The sequence below is a fragment of the Pseudonocardia sp. ICBG601 genome (assembly GCF_020496245.1).
In genome coordinates this window covers 21,504-36,726 of sequence record NZ_JAHLJA010000152.1, presented here as the reverse complement: position 1 = coordinate 36,726, position 15,223 = coordinate 21,504, and the positions used below count along the sequence as shown (strand labels likewise).

Here is a 15,223-nt window from a genome sequence, read left to right as displayed (position 1 = left end):
GGGTCGACGATGACCGTCATCTCCGCACCCGAAGACTTCAACACCGACGACCTGTACGTCGACCTGACCGGGGTCCTCGGGCTGTCGCTCTACCTCAAGTGCGAGGGCTTCAACTTCGCAGGATCGGTCAAGCTCAAGGCCGCACTCGGCATGGTCACCGACGCCGAGCGGCGCGGCCTGCTGCGTCGCGGATCGGTGCTCGTGGAGTCCTCCTCGGGCAACCTCGGCGTTGCGCTCGCCATGATCGCGGCGAGCCGGGGCTATCGGTTCGTCTGCGTCACCGACCCGCGCTGCAACCCGGCGACGCACCGGCTGATGGAGGCGCTCGGCGCGGAGGTCCGCGTCGTCGACACCCCGGACGCGGCCGGTGGCTTCCTCGCCACCCGGATCGCACTGGTCCGCTCGCTGGTCGCCGGCGACGACCGCTACGTCTGGCTCAACCAGTACGCCAACCCGGAGAACCAGGGCTCGCACCTGGTCACCACGGGGCCGGAGATCGAGGCGGCGTTCCCGCAGCTCGACGTGGTCTTCGTCGGCGCGGGCACGACCGGCACGCTGATGGGCTGCGCCCGCTACTTCCGGTCCCGGCCGCGGCCGGTCCGGGTGGTCGCGGTCGACGCGGCCGGGTCGGTCACCTTCGGCGACCGGCCGACGCCCCGGATGATCCCGGGGCTGGGCACCAGCGTCCGCCCGGAGGCGCTCGACGAGTCCTACATCGACGACGTCGTGCACGTCGCCGAGCCCGACACGCTCGAGGCGTGCCACGCCCTGGCCCGCCGCGGGTTCCTGTTCGGCGGGTCGACGGGCACCGTCGTCGCGGGGGCCGCGGACTGGCTGCGCCGCCACGGTGACGCGACGACCACGGCTGTCGCGCTCGCCCCGGACCTGGGGGAGCGCTACCTCGACACGGTCTACCGGCCGTCGTGGCTGGCCGAGCACTTCGGCCCCGAGGTGGCGGCCGGGATGCCGCAGCCGCGCGACGCCACGATCACCGAGGTCACGCCCGCCGGTGTGGTCACCGAGATCCTGCCCGGCGGCCCGGCCCTGGTCGCGGGGTCCCGCTGATGGCCCGCACCAGGACCCCGCGGGCCCCGCTGGTCCCGCCGCGGCGCGAGGCACCGGCGGAGACGGCGGCCGGGGCGTCGCCGTCCCGGCCGACGCCCTACCGCCGAGAGAACGCGTCGCAGGAGCCCGCCGGCGGTGCCCCGGGTGCCGTCGACGACGCCTCCGCGACGACGGCGCTGCCCGCGGTCACCCCGTCGTCGGCCGGTGGGGGGCCGGTCCCGGCGCGCAACGCCGGGACGGCGGCCCCGCCGCAGCAGGGCGGGGCGTCGGCCCTGCCGTCCTCCGGTGCGGCCCCGGCGCGGCGCGACGAGCGACTCCCGGTGCGCGACGCCGACCCGGCGTCGCCCGGCACCGGTGCCGCCGAGCCGTCCCGCTCCGCCGAGCCGTCGCGTTCCGCTGAGCCGTCGCGTTCCGGCACGCCGGAGCGGGCCCGGTCGCGGCGGCGGGGGCTGCTGCCGCCGCCGGGTGCGGTGACCCGCGCCGAGCCCGCCGCGTCGCCGGCGGGTGCCGGTACCCCGGACGGTTCCGGCGCTCCCGGTGCTTCCGGTACGTCCGGTGTCTCCGCTGCTTCCGGCGCTTCCGGGGTGGAGGACACCGTGCAGACGCGACCGCGCACCGGGGCCGACCCGCGCAACGGCACCGACCCGCGCAACGGGATCGACGCGCAGCACGGGACCGAGTCGCGCACCTCGGCCGGGGCACGCACCGGGGCCGAGACACGCAACGGCACCGACGCACGCAACGGCACCGACGCACGCAACGGCACCGACGCACGCAACGGCACCGAGCCGCGCGCCGGGGCCCACCGCACCGCGACCCCGACGTCGCTGCCGACCTCACCCCGCACCGACACCCCGGCCACGTCCACGGCTCCGCCTCCGGCTCCGGTGAACGGCGCGAAGGGCGTGAACGGTGCGCACGGCGCGGTGTCGGCCACGACGCCCGTCGACCCGTCGGCGGTCACGGGGACGGCGCCGGTCACCGGCCCGTCGGCCCTGCCCACCCGGTCCACACCGCCGGGCGCGCCGGCACCGTCCCGCCCGTCCCCGGCCACCTCGGCGATCCCGCGGGTGCCGCCGACGGCGTCCGTGCCCACCCGGGCACCGGCCCCGCAGCGGTCCCCGGTCGCACCCCTGCGCCCGGCCCCGACGGGATCCGCACCCGCGCTGCCGGCCGGGTTCGACGGTCCGGCCCCGCCGACGGCCCCGCCCGTGGCGCCCCGGCCGGACCGGACCGCGGCACCGGCCCCGTCGACCACCCCCGCGGCCGCACCGATCCCGGCCGCGACACCGGCACCCGTCCCGTCCGGGGCGGACCGCAACGGCCCCCTGACGGAGATCGGCGCGACCCTGCGCCGTCGCCGCGTCCCCGTCACCGGCGCCGTGCTGCTCGCGGCCGCGGGCGCCGCGGGCCTGGCCGTGCTCTTCCCACCGCCCACCGTCGCGACGACGTCGGTGCAGGTCGGCTCGGTCGGCACCGCCGACCCCGGGCCCGCCACCACCCGCGCGCTCGCCGCGGCCGGCAGCGCCGCCTTCACCGACCGCGTCGCCCAGCTGACCGGCTCCACCGTCACCGACGTCGCCGGGCGCCTCGTGCTCACCGCACCCGAACCGGGCGTGGTCGCCGTCCGCGCCACCGGCACCGACGACGCGACCGCCACCGCGCTGGCCGGTGACGCGGTCACCGCGCTGCGCGAGCGCATCGGCGCCCTCGACGCCGCCGTCACCACCGGCGGCACCCAGCCGCTGCGCGCCGAGATCGACCGGCGCGCCGCCGACGCCCAGGCCACCGGCAACTCCGGCACCACCGGGACCGACCCGGTCGCCGAGCAGCTCGGCCGGACGCTGGCCGACCGGACCGGGCAGGTCACCGTCGTCGTCGACGGGCCCGCACCGGTCGTCGCACCGGAGGTCCCGACCGCGTGGTGGGTCGGCGGAGCGGCCGGGATCGGCGCCGGTGCGGCGCTGCTGCTGGCCGGTCTCGGGGTGCCCGCGGTCCGCCGCGGCCGCGGGCTGCTGCCCGAGGCCCACCCCGAGGACCGGCTCCGGGCCCGGCTCGACGTGCCGGTGCTCGCCCCGGGCACCGCCCCGGACGCGGTGCCGCGCCTGGCCGGTGCCTACCGCGACCTGCTGCGCGACGTCGAGTGCCTCACCGTCGTCCAGCTGACCCGCGAGCCCGCCTGCGACGTCGCGTCCGAGCTGGTCAAGGCGGCCGCACTGGTGGGGGACCGGCGCGAGTACCGCGACCTCACCCCCGGCGCCCCGGCGACGACCGTCGCCCCCGGGACGCCGGTGGTGCGGGCCCTGCGCGTCCCGCGGCTCGCCCACGAGGACCTGCGCACCGTGCGCGACGGCGGGCCGAGCGTGCTCGTCGTCGAGACCGCCGCGACGACCACCGAGGACGTCGTGACGGCCGTCGCCGCGCTGCGGGCGGTCGGCGCGCCGCCGCTGCTCTGCCTGGTCTGGCCGGGACGCCTGCCCCGGGACCCGGCCCGCGTGCCGCTGCCCGCGGACGCCCGGATCCGATCGCAGAACCCGTGAGACGGGCCGGGTCGGTCGAGTGCGCCGTCGTCGGGCTGGGTGTGCTCGGCGCGGCGTCGCTGCTCGCGCTGGCCCGCGCCGGGGTGTCCTGCGTCGGGCTGGAGTCCGGGCGCGTCGGCCACCCCGACGGCGGCTCCGGCGGCGAGACGCGGATCTTCCGCACCGCCGTCGCGACCGGGCCGGACCACGTCCGCCTGCTCGACCGCAGCCGTGAGCTCTGGACCGGGCTGCCCGGCGCGCCGTTCACCGCCTGCGGCGCGCTCACCCTCGGCGCGCGCGACGACCCGCGGGTCCGGGCGGTCGCGCTGCCGGGCCGGACCACCGTGCTCGACGCGGCCGCGGCGACCGTGCGCTGGCCCGCGCACCTGCTCGGCGCGGGCGAGGTGGCCGTGCTCGACCCGGGCGGCGGGCTGCTCGACGCCGGCACCGCCACCCGCGGGCTCGTCGCGGAGGCCCGCCGGGCCGGGGCGGCCGTCCGGGAGGGCGTCACCGTCGTCGGCATCGGCAGGCGGCGCGGGCGCGTCGTGCTGCACACCGTCGACGGCGAGACCGTCGCCGACAGCGTCGTGATCGCCACCGGCCACGGCGCCGGTCTCGTCCCGGGCGCCACCGGGATCGAGCAGCGCCGCGTCGTGCTGAGCTGGTTCGGGGTGCGTGACCCCGCCCGGTTCGCGCCCGCGGTCTTCCCACCCGGGATCCACACCGCGGCACCGGTGCACACGTTCTTCCCCGCCGTCGACGGTGCCACCGTCAAGATCAACCACCAGCAGCCGCAGCCCCGCGTCCACTCGCCGGCCGACCACCACCCGCTGGTCGAGGCCGGCTACACCCGGGACTGGGCCGGTGCGGTCGCCGCCCGCCTCGCCGGGATGTCCGACCGGCCCGCCCGGCTGGAGTCCTACGTCGAGGGCTACACCCCGACCCGCCGCGGCATCGTCGCGCTCGCCCCGGGGGAGCCGCGCACCGTCGTCCTCGGCGGGTTCTCCGGCCAGGGCTTCAAGTACGCCCCGGCCGTCGGCGAGCTCGTCGCCGACCTGGTGCGGACCGGCCGGTCCGGGTCGCCGGCGTTCGCCCCGGCGCTCGCGGTCGGGGGCTGAGCGGCCCGCTTCCCCGGACCCGCCCCGGGGTGCGATCGTGGATGCCGTGCGAGCGCAGCTGATCTCCCGTGCCGACCTCGACTTCCTGCTCCACGACTGGCTGCGGGTGGTCGAGCTCTGCGACCGCGAGCGCTACGCCGAGCACGACCGCGACACCATCGACGCCGTCGTCGACCTCGCCGCGCAGGTCGCGACCGAGCACTTCGCGCCGCACCGCAAGATCTCCGACACCCGCGAGCCCGAGTTCGACGGCGAGCGCGTCACCCTCCCCGACGAGGTCCGCGCCGCGCTGAAGGTGCTGGGCGACACAGGGATCGTCGGCGCCGGGCTCGACGCGCGGGTGGGCGGCATGGCGCTGCCGGCCGTCGTCGTCCAGGCCTGCTTCGTCTGGCTGCACGCCGGCAACGTCGCCACCGCCGCCTACCCGATGCTCACCGTCGCCGCGGCCAACCTGCTGCTCACCCACGGCAGCTCCGAACAGGTGCAGACCTGGGTGCGCCCGATGGTGGAGGGCCGCTACTTCGGCACGATGTGCCTGTCCGAGCCGCAGGCCGGGTCGTCGCTGGCCGACGTCACCACCCGGGCCGAGCCCCGCGACGACGGCACGCACCGGATCACCGGCACCAAGATGTGGATCTCCGGCGGCGAGCACGAGCTGGGGGAGAACATCGTCCACCTGGTGCTGGCGAAGATCCCCGGCGGACCGGCCGGGGTGAAGGGCATCTCGCTGTTCGTGGTGCCCCGGGTGCTGGAGAACGGCGAACGCAACGACGTCGCGCTCGCCGGGCTGAACCACAAGATGGGCTACCGCGGCACCGTCAACACCGTGCTGAACTTCGGCGAGGGCCGCGCCACGCCGGGTGGCGAGGCGGGCGCCGTCGGCTACCTGGTGGGGGAGCCGCACACCGGCCTCGCCCAGATGTTCCACATGATGAACGAGGCCCGGGTCGGGGTCGGCGCGGGAGCCACCGCACTCGGCTACGCCGGCTACCTGCTGGCCCTCGAACACGCCCGCACCCGCACCCAGGGCCGCCCAGCCGGCGCGAAGGACCCGGCGAGCCCGCAGGTCCCGCTCGTCGCCCACACCGACGTGCGCCGGATGCTGCTCGCGAGCAAGTCCTACGTGGAGGGTGCGCTCGCGCTGAACCTGTACTGCGGGCGGCTCCTCGACGAGGAGCGCACCGCCGGGACCGAGCAGGAGCGACGCCGGGCGCACCTGCTGCTCGACGTGCTGACCCCGGTCGCGAAGAGCTGGCCGTCGCAGTGGTGCCTGCACGCCAACGACCTCGCGATCCAGATCCACGGCGGCTACGGCTACACCCGCGACCACGACGTCGAGCAGCTCTACCGGGACAACCGGCTCAACCCGATCCACGAGGGCACCCACGGCATCCAGGGCCTGGACCTGCTGGGGCGCAAGGTCGTGATGCAGGGCGGTGCCGGGCTGACGCTGCTGCGGGAGACGATCGGGGAGACCGTGGCGCGGGGCCGTGCGGCGGGCGGGGAGCTCGCCGCGCACGCCGACGCCGTCGCCGCGGCCGCGGACCGGGTCGTCGAGGTCACCGGGACCGTGCACGGCCAGGACGACCCGGCGCTCGCCGTCGCGCACTCCTCGGTCTACCTGGAGGCGGTCGGGCACGTCGTGCTCGCCTGGATCTGGCTGGAGCAGGCGCTCGCCGCCGAGGGCCGCGACGGCGACCTGTACGACGGCAAGCGCGCCGCCGCGCGCTACTTCGTGCGCCACGAGCTGCCCCGCACCGGACCGCAGCTGGACCTGCTCGCGTCGCTGGACCGGACCACCCTCGACGTCCGCGACGCCTGGCTCTGACCCGGCGCCGCCTCAGCCGGGGAACACCGGGACGCACGTCCCGGTGGCCCGGCCGTCGGGGTGCAGCAGCCACCCCATCCGCTTGCGGGTCCGCAGGATCACCGAGGTGTCCACGATCTGCGCCTGCGGCAGCGACCGCTCCAGCGCCGACTGCATTCCCACCAGCTCGCCCAGCGAGTGCGTCCAGGCGGTGAGCAGCAGGTTCTCCGGCCCGGTGAGCGACAGGCACAGCCGCACCCGCGGGTCGGTCCGGACCCGGCGCACCGCGGCCTCGACCGCGGCGGTCGGCAGCCGGATCCACCACGTCACGCAGATGGGCCACCGGGTCAGCAGCTGTGCGACCTCGCAGCGGAACACCAGCGCCCGCGAGCGCACCAGCGCCGACAGCTGCCGGCGCACCGTCGACGCCGGCCGCCCGACCCGGGCCGCGAGCTCCGCGGCGCTCGCCCGCCCGTCGGCGCACAGCTCCCGCACCAGCGGCGCGTACACCGGACCCCGCAGGTCGACGCCGCCCGCCTGCGGTGTGGTGTCCGCCCGGCGCAGCGCGCGCACGGCCGCGACCTGCCGGGCGTCGAGCGCGTCGAGCCGCCACCGGCTGCCCTCCCGGTGCACCCGCGACGCCAGGTGCGTGCGCACCGACGCGACCCCGGCGACCCGCCCGATCCGGTCCAGCACCAGCCCGGACAGCTCCGTGAACGACGCCGCGTTCACCGTCAGCAGCAGGTCCCGGCCGCGGGCGGCGTACTCGATGGTCATCACCGACGGCTCGGAGTCCAGCGCCGCGGCGACCCCCGCGAGCCGCCCCGGGGCGCAGTCCACCTCGACCAGCGCCACCTGCATGGCGTCCTCGCCGACCACCGGGTAGCAGCTGATCCACGCGTGCCCGGACCCCTGCAGGCGGGCCCAGCGCCGGGCGAGTGTCACCGGCGCGGCGTCGAGCACCGGGCCGAGCCCGGCCCAGCTCGCGCGCGGGTGCAGCTGCAGCGCGTGGACGAGCGCGAAGTCGTCCTCGGACAGCGGATGGCGGTCGGTTCCGTCCACGGGGCCCCCGATCCGGATCGGATCGGTCGATGTTACGTGCCGTAACGCGCGGGCTCCGAGACTCGGGCAGGACCTCCGGCGGGCAGCGTGGCCCTCCGGTACGACCCGAGGGGACGCTTGTGGATCTTCGTGACGACGCCCGGTCGCTGCAGCCGAACCTGGCGCACCTGCGCCGGGAGCTGCACCGCGACCCCGAGGTCGGCCTGACCCTGCCCCGGACCCGCGACCGCGTCCTCGACGCACTGGCGGGACTCCCGCTGGAGATCACCGGGGGGACCACGACGACGTCGGTCACCGCGGTCCTGCGCGGCACCGCCCCGGGCGGCGGCGCGGACGCCCCGGTGGTCCTGCTGCGCGGCGACATGGACGGCCTCCCGGTCACGGAGAACTCCGGCGAGGACTTCGCGGCGCGGACCGGCACCATGCACGCCTGCGGCCACGACCTGCACACCGCGGCGCTGGCCGGGGCCGCGCGGCTGCTCAGCGCCCACCGCGACCACCTCGCCGGCGACGTCGTGTTCATGTTCCAGCCCGGCGAGGAGGGCTTCGACGGCGCCGGCCACATGCTCGCCGAGGGTGTCCTGACCGCGGCCGGGCGGCGCGCCGACCACGCCTACGGCCTGCACGTGTTCGCCAACCGGATGCCCGCCGGGCTGGTCACGACCCGGCCCGGGGTGTTCCTGTCCGCCTCGCACGCGCTCGACGTCGTCGTGCACGGGGCGGGTGGCCACGGCTCCAACCCGCACACCGCCCGGGACCCGATCGCCGCGGCCGCGGAGATGATCACCGCACTGCAGACGATGGTGACCCGCCGCTTCGACATGTTCGACCCGGTCGTGCTGACCGTCGGCGTCGTCGCCGCCGGCACCCGGCGCAATGTCATCCCCGACACGGCCCGCTTCGAGGCCACCGTGCGCAGCTTCTCCGACGTCCACGCCGCGACGCTGCCGGTGCTGGTCCGCGAGGTCTGCGACGGTGTCGCCGCCGCCCACGGCGTCCGCGCCGAGGTCGTCTGGACCGACGAGTACCCGCGCACCGTCAACGACGCCGACGAGGCCGCGTTCGCCGCCGGGGTGTGCGCCGAGCTGCTCGGCGAGGACCGGTTCCGGCTCGCCCCGAACCCGGTCAGCGGCTCCGAGGACTTCTCCCGGGTGCTCGCCGCCGTCCCCGGTGCGTTCCTCGGGATGGGCGCCTGCCCACCCGGCACCGACCCCGACACCGCGCCGATGAACCACTCGCCGCTCGCCCGCTTCGACGACGGCGTCCTCGCCGACGCGACCGCGCTGTACGCCGCGCTCGCCACCACCCGCCTCGCCCCGGCCGCGGGGGTGGCGGCATGACCGAGCGCACCGAGCGGCGTCGCACGATCCTCGGGATCGGCGCCGGCAACGCCATGGAGTGGTTCGACTGGAACGTCTACGCGACGTTCTCGGCGTTCTTCGCCCCGCAGTTCTTCGCCGGCGACGACACCGGCACCGCCCTGCTCAAGACCCTCGCGGTGTTCGCCGTCGGGTTCGTCGCCCGCCCGTTCGGCGGCTTCCTGTTCGGCTGGATCGCCGACCGCCGCGGCCGCAAGCTGTCGATGGCGCTGTGCGTGGCGACCGCCGCGGTGGGCAGTCTGGTGATCGGGCTCGTCCCGACCCACGCCGTCATCGGCATCGCCGCACCGGTCGTGCTGGTCCTGGCCCGGCTGGCGCAGGGCCTCGCGCACGGCGGCGAGCTGCCCGCCGCGCAGACCTACCTCGCCGAGATGGCCCCGCCCGCGCGGCGCGGGCTGTGGTCGAGCCTCATCTACTTCTCCGGCACCGCGGGCATCCTGGTCGGGACGGTGCTCGGCGCCGTCCTGTCGAGCGTGCTCACCCGCGAGGAGATGGCCGCCTACGGCTGGCGGGTGCCGTTCGTCCTGGGCGGGCTGTTCGGGCTGTACGCGCTGGTCATGCGGCTGCGGATGCGTGAGTCCGACACCTACTCCCGGGAGGAGGAGGCCCGCACCGCGACGCCCGGCCGCCCGTCGCTGTGGCGCCAGGTCCTGGCCCGGCCGAAGGCGCTGGCCCGGGTGGTGTTCCTGACCAGCGGCCTGACCGTCGTCTACTACGTCTGGTCGGTCGCGGCCCCGGCGTACGCCATCACCGCGCGCGGGGTGGACCCGGCGGCGGCGCTGTGGGCCGGTGCCGGTGCGCTGGCTGTGTTCATGGTGCTGCTGCCGCTGTGGGGCGCGGCCTCGGACCGGTTCGGCCGCCGCCGCACCCTGCTCGTGCCCGGCGCGGTGCTCGTCCTGGCGCTGTTCCCGCTCGACGCGATGATCCACGACGGGCCGACGCTGTTCGTCGCGATGACCGTCGCGCTCGCGCTGATCGGGGCGGGCTGCGCCGTCGGACCCGCCCTCTACGCCGAGATGTTCCCGACCGGGGTGCGGGCCGCCGGGCTCGGCGTGCCGTACTCGATCTCCGTCGCGCTGTTCGGCGGGACCGCGCCCTACCTGCAGACGCTGTTCGCCGAGATCGGCAGGCCCGGTCTGTTCCTCGGCTACGCGATCGCGCTGCTGCTGGTGTCCGGGCTGACGGTGTACCTGCTGCCCGAGACCCGGGGGATCGACCTCGCGACCGCCGGCCTCGACGGGGCCGAGCAACCCGCGCACGCGACCACCCCACCGGTGCGGTGACGGTCCCGGACGGAGGTACGGGTCACGTTGCGTACCTCCGTCCGGCGGGAAGAACGCGGCGAACGGGTGCGTTGCTCTCACCTGTGCGGGGGACGGGTGTGTGGCTGGTGAGCCGGCGGGTGATCGACCTGTGCCGCCGCCCCGCGACGGGCTGTCCGGGCTCCCGATGGCCCACGTCCGTCCGCACACCTCCTGGGGGATCCCCGTGTCACTCGTCGTCCGTGCCGCACGCGCCTGGCAGCGCCCGCGCGTGTTCGCACTGCTCACCGTCGCCGGGCTCGTGCTCGGCGCCCTGCTCGGGCTGACCGCCCTGGTCACCGGCTCCACCGGGCTGGCGTCCACGCTGGACACCGTCGGCGGCCTGTTCACCGGGCTGCTGCAGTTCACCGTCGCGCCGCTGGTGTTCCTCGCGATCGTCGTCGGCATCGTCAGCCTGCGTGACCTCGGCGGCGGCCGCACCGCGGCCCGGCTCGGCGGGCGCACCGTCGCGTGGTTCGCCGGGACCTCCCTGGTCGCGGTGCTGATCGGCATCACGATCGGGCTGATCGGGCGCCCCGGCGAGGGCGTCACGATCGCCGCCGACCCGGCCGACGTCGAGGCCGTGGGCGCGAAGACCGCGGGCTCGTGGGAGGCGCTGCTGTCGAACCTCGTCCCGGACAACCCGGTCGCCGCGTTCGCCGCGGACAACGTGCTGCAGGTCGTCGTCGCGGCGCTGCTGGTCGGTGCCGCCGCCTACGCGCTGGGGGAGAAGGCCGAGCCGTTCGTCGCGTTCTCCCGCTCCGCCTTCGAGATCGTCCTGACGATCATCCGCTGGATCGTCGTGCTCGCCCCGATCGGCGTGCTCGGCCTGATCGGCAACGCGTTCGCCACCTACGGCAGCGGTGTCGTCGGGTCCCTGGCCGGGCTGATCGTCACCGTCTACCTCGGCTGCGCGATCGTCCTGTTCGGCGTCTACCCGCTGCTGCTCAAGGTCGTGGCCGGCATCGGGCCGCGCCGCTTCTTCGGCACCACCTGGCCGGTGCTGCAGTTCGCCTTCGTGTCCCGCTCGTCCGGCGCCGCCCTGCCGATGTCCCGGCAGGCCGCGATCGACCTCGGCGTGGACCGCAACTACGCCGGGTTCGCCGTCCCGCTGGCCACCACCACCAAGATGGACGGCTGCGCCGCGGTCTACCCGGCGCTCGCGACGATCTTCATCGCGCACGTCTCCGGGGTGCAGCTCGCGGCGTGGCAGTACCTGGTGATCGTCGCCGTCGCCGTGTTCGGGGCGCTGGCCACCGCCGGGACGACCGGCTGGTTCACCATGCTGACCCTGACCCTCGCCGCGGTCGGGATGCCGCCCGCGGTGATCGCGGCCGGGATCGCGGTCGTGATCGGTATCGACCCGATCCTCGACATGATGCGCACCGCCACCAACGTCGCCGGGCAGATCACCGTGCCGACGCTCGTCGCGGCGCAGGAGGGGATCCTCGGGCGCGACGCCGCCGATCCCATCGACGCCACCGAGGACACCGACCCCACCGAGGCCACCGCCTCCGGCGAGGGTGCGACGGCCGACCGGGTGTCGGCCACCTCCGCCTGACCCCGGTCGCGCACCGGTCCGACGCGCCCGGGCCGCGCGCCGCCGGTCCGGGATCGATCAGTACCTCGGCGCTGCCCCGGCGCGCCCCGGCAGCGCCGAGGTACTGATCGACAGGGGCGTGCCGGTCGGGGCAGCTCCGTGGTCGGCGTGACCCGGGTCGCACCGCCCCGTGGCAGTCAACACTGACTGTTTCCTGCTATCGTCGTGGCGAGTCGACGGCCCCGTCCGGGCGCCGTCCACCGTCGCGAAGGAGCGAACACCGTGCGAGACGCAGTCATCGTCGAGGCCGTACGCAGCCCGGTCGGCAAGCGCAAGGGCGGCCTGGCGGACGTCCACCCCACCGACCTCTCCGCGCACGTGCTGCGCAGCCTGGTGGAGCGGTCCGGTGTGGACCCGGCCCACATCGAGGACGTCATCTGGGGCTGCGTGTCCCAGGTCGGCGAGCAGACCTTCGACATCGGCCGCAACGCCGCGCTGGCCGCCGGGTTCCCCGAGACCGTCACCGGTGTGACCGTGGACCGGCAGTGCGGGTCGAGCCAGCAGTCGGTGCACTTCGCCGCGGCCGGGCTGATCGCGGGCCAGTACGACGTCGCCGTCGCCGGTGGTGTCGAGTCCATGACGCGCATCCCGATGTTCTCCTCCAGCCAGGGGCAGGACCCGCTGGGCTCGGACTTCGCCGCGCGTTACGGGGTGGCCCCCAACCAGGGCGTCGGCGCGGAGATGATCGCCGAGAAGTGGGGCTTCTCCCGGACCCAGCTCGACGAGTTCGCGCTGCTGTCGCACGAGCGTGCCGCGCAGGCGCAGGACGACGGCCGCTTCGAGGGCCAGATCGCACCCATCGCGGGCGTTTCGGCCGATGAGGGCATCCGCCGGGGCGGCACCCTGGAGGGCCTGGCCCAGCTCAAGACGGTGTTCAAGGACGCCGACCAGGGTGGCGTGATCCACGCGGGCAACTCCTCGCAGATCTCCGACGGCTCCGCGGCGTTGCTGATGACCACCAGCGAGAAGGCCACGGAGCTGGGTCTGACCCCGATCGCGCGGGTGCACACCGCGGTGCTGGCCGGTGCCGACCCGGTCATCATGCTGACCGCGCCGATCCCCGCGACGCAGAAGGCACTCACGCGGTCGGGTCTGTCGCTGGAGGAGATCGGTGCGTTCGAGGTCAACGAGGCCTTCGCCCCGGTGCCCCTGGCCTGGCTGGCCGACATCGCCGGTGAGGACGCCTCGGTCGCCGAGCGGCTCAACCCCAACGGCGGCGCGATCGCACTCGGTCACCCGCTGGGCGGTTCCGGCGCGCGGATCATGACCACCCTGATCCACCACATGCGTGACAACGGCATCCGCTACGGCCTGCAGACCATGTGCGAGGGCGGCGGCCAGGCCAACGCCACCATCCTCGAGCTCCTCTGACACCCGCTCCCCACCCGGAAGGAAACAGACAGAACATGGACATCAACGGTTCCGTCGCCGTCGTCACCGGCGGTGCGTCCGGCCTGGGCCTCGCCACCACGGAGAAGTTCGTGGAGCTCGGCGCCAAGGTCCTGATCATCGACCTGCCGTCATCGCAGGGCGAGGCTGTCGCCGACAAGCTGGGCGAGAACGTCCGCTTCGTCGCCGCCGACGTCACCAACGAGGAGCAGGTCTCGGCCGCCCTCGACGCCGCCGAGGAGCTCGGCACCGTCCGCGTCGCGGTCAACTGCGCCGGCATCGGCAACGGCATCAAGACCTACGGCAAGACCGGCCCGTTCCCGCTGGCCGACTTCACCAAGGTCGTCAACGTGAACCTGATCGGCACGTTCAACGTGATCCGGCTGGCGGCCGAGCGCATCGCCAAGGCCGAGCACGTCGACGGCGACCGCGGCGTCATCATCAACACCGCCTCGGTGGCGGCGTTCGAGGGCCAGATCGGGCAGGCCGCCTACTCGGCGTCCAAGGGCGGCATCGTCGGCATGACCCTGCCGATCGCCCGTGACCTGGCGAGCATCGGCATCCGGGTGAACACCATCGCCCCCGGCCTGTTCGAGACCCCGCTGCTGGCCGGGCTGCCCGAGGACGTCAAGACCTCGCTGGGCAAGCAGGTCCCGCACCCGTCGCGGCTGGGCCAGCCGACCGAGTACGGCAAGCTCGCCGCCCACATCGTCGAGAACCCGATGCTCAACGGCGAGACGATCCGCCTCGACGGCGCGATCCGGATGCAGCCGCGCTAACCACCACCACCCGAGGGGAGGCGGCGCCGTGAAGCGCACGCTCTACGAGTCCGACCACGAAGACTTCCGGGAGGCGTTCCGCGCCTTCGTCGAGAAGGAGATCGTCCCGCACGAGGCGCAGTGGGAACGCGACGGCGCCGTCGCGCGGGAGCTGTTCACCACCGCCGGTGCGAACGGCTTCCTGGGCATCGACGCACCGGAGGAGTTCGGCGGCGGCGGGGTCAAGGACTTCCGCTTCAACGCCGTCATCAGCGAGGAGCTGCTGCGCGTCGGCGCCGCCGGGTCCGGCCTGGGCCTGACCCTGCACAACGACATCGTGCTGCCCTACCTGCTCACCTACTGCACCGAGGAGCAGAAGCAGCGCTGGCTGCCGGGCGTCGTCAGCGGCGAGACGATCCTCGCCATCGCCATGACCGAGCCGGGCATCGGCTCGGACCTGGCGTCGATGTCGACGACCGCGATCCGCGACGGCGACCACTACGTCGTCAACGGCGCGAAGACCTTCATCACCAACGGGATCAACGCCGACCTGATCGTCGTCGCGGTGAAGACCGACCCGTCGCAGAAGCACAAGGGCATGAGCCTGCTGGTGCTCGAGCGCGGGATGGAGGGCTTCGAGCGGGGCCGCAACCTCGACAAGCTGGGGATGCACGCCCAGGACACCGCGGAGCTGTCCTTCACCGACGTGAAGGTCCCGGTGGAGAACCTCCTCGGGCCCGAGGAGGGGAAGGGCTTCGTCCAGCTGGTCGAGAAGCTGCCGCAGGAACGGCTGTCGATCGCGATCGCCGGTGCCGCGGCGGCCCGGGCGGTGCTGAACGGGACCCTGGCCTACGTCAAGGAGCGCAAGGCCTTCGGCTCGCCGGTGGGGTCGTTCCAGAACTCCAAGTTCGCCCTCGCCGAGATGGACACAGAGATCGACCTCGCCGAGCACTACGTCGACGACTGCGTCCGCGCGCTCAACGCGGGCGAGCTCACCGCCGTCGACGCCTCGAAGGCGAAGTACTGGTGCACCGAGCTGCAGGGCCGGGTCGCCGACCGCTGCCTCCAGCTGCACGGCGGCTACGGCTACATGAGCGAGTACCCGGTCTCCAAGGCCTACGCCGACGCCCGCATCACCCGGATCTACGGCGGCACCACCGAGATCATGAAGGAGGTGATCGGCCGGGGTCTGGGACTCTGAGCCGATGACCGACAGGCGATCATG

Annotated in this window: 11 protein-coding genes; 10 read left to right on the top strand and 1 reads right to left on the bottom strand. The window is 74.9% G+C overall.

Features of this window, described 5'->3' with window-relative positions; all coding sequences use genetic code 11:
* Positions 1-9: 9 nt before the first annotated feature.
* From sbnA to KPL57_RS50450, 4 genes are read left to right on the top strand one after another with little or no spacing between them, the layout of a single operon-like run.
* Positions 10-1,065: a 2,3-diaminopropionate biosynthesis protein SbnA gene (gene sbnA / locus KPL57_RS50465; RefSeq protein WP_226357548.1), complete on the top strand. Its 1,056-nt coding sequence runs from the start codon at positions 10-12 to the stop codon at positions 1,063-1,065.
* Positions 1,065-3,605, top strand: a complete 2,541-nt coding sequence (locus KPL57_RS50460) for a hypothetical protein (RefSeq protein WP_226357547.1) — start codon at positions 1,065-1,067, stop codon at positions 3,603-3,605. Before sbnA ends, KPL57_RS50460 begins: the two co-directional genes overlap by 1 nt.
* Positions 3,602-4,702: an FAD-dependent oxidoreductase gene (locus KPL57_RS50455; RefSeq protein WP_226357546.1), complete on the top strand. Its 1,101-nt coding sequence runs from the start codon at positions 3,602-3,604 to the stop codon at positions 4,700-4,702. Before KPL57_RS50460 ends, KPL57_RS50455 begins: the two co-directional genes overlap by 4 nt.
* A 37-nt stretch (positions 4,703-4,739) precedes the next feature.
* Complete coding sequence (locus tag KPL57_RS50450; RefSeq protein ID WP_226357545.1) at positions 4,740-6,530, top strand: acyl-CoA dehydrogenase; 1,791 nt, start codon at positions 4,740-4,742, stop codon at positions 6,528-6,530.
* Between the two features lie 12 nt (positions 6,531-6,542).
* Here KPL57_RS50450 and KPL57_RS50445 read toward each other — a convergent pair whose 3' ends face one another.
* The gene (locus KPL57_RS50445; RefSeq protein ID WP_226357544.1) at positions 6,543-7,571 is read right to left on the bottom strand and encodes an Lrp/AsnC family transcriptional regulator; all 1,029 of its coding nucleotides are present in this window, start codon (positions 7,569-7,571) and stop codon (positions 6,543-6,545) included.
* A 119-nt stretch (positions 7,572-7,690) separates the two neighbouring features.
* Here KPL57_RS50445 and KPL57_RS50440 point away from each other — a divergent pair, with 119 nt between their 5' ends.
* The 6 genes from KPL57_RS50440 to KPL57_RS50415 all read left to right on the top strand — a co-directional run bounded on the left by KPL57_RS50440 (position 7,691) and on the right by KPL57_RS50415 (position 15,199).
* A complete protein-coding gene (locus tag KPL57_RS50440; protein ID WP_226357543.1) occupies positions 7,691-8,911 on the top strand; it encodes a M20 family metallopeptidase in 1,221 nt (406 codons plus the stop codon).
* Positions 8,908-10,233, top strand: coding sequence for an MFS transporter (locus KPL57_RS50435; protein WP_226357542.1), 1,326 nt, complete (start codon positions 8,908-8,910; stop codon positions 10,231-10,233). The genes KPL57_RS50440 and KPL57_RS50435 overlap by 4 nt, the downstream gene beginning before the upstream one ends.
* Positions 10,234-10,438: 205 nt before the next feature.
* Positions 10,439-11,812 carry a dicarboxylate/amino acid:cation symporter gene (locus KPL57_RS50430; protein WP_226357541.1) on the top strand — a complete coding sequence of 458 codons (1,374 nt, stop codon included), beginning with the start codon at positions 10,439-10,441 and terminating at the stop codon, positions 11,810-11,812.
* A 261-nt stretch (positions 11,813-12,073) separates the two neighbouring features.
* Positions 12,074-13,222: an acetyl-CoA C-acyltransferase gene (locus KPL57_RS50425; protein ID WP_226357540.1), complete on the top strand. Its 1,149-nt coding sequence runs from the start codon at positions 12,074-12,076 to the stop codon at positions 13,220-13,222.
* Positions 13,223-13,257: 35 nt separating this feature from the next.
* The gene (locus tag KPL57_RS50420) at positions 13,258-14,019 is read left to right on the top strand and encodes a 3-hydroxyacyl-CoA dehydrogenase (protein ID WP_226357539.1); all 762 of its coding nucleotides are present in this window, start codon (positions 13,258-13,260) and stop codon (positions 14,017-14,019) included.
* Between the two features lie 28 nt (positions 14,020-14,047).
* Positions 14,048-15,199 carry an acyl-CoA dehydrogenase family protein gene (locus KPL57_RS50415; RefSeq protein ID WP_226357538.1) on the top strand — a complete coding sequence of 384 codons (1,152 nt, stop codon included), beginning with the start codon at positions 14,048-14,050 and terminating at the stop codon, positions 15,197-15,199.
* Positions 15,200-15,223 lie beyond the last annotated feature (24 nt).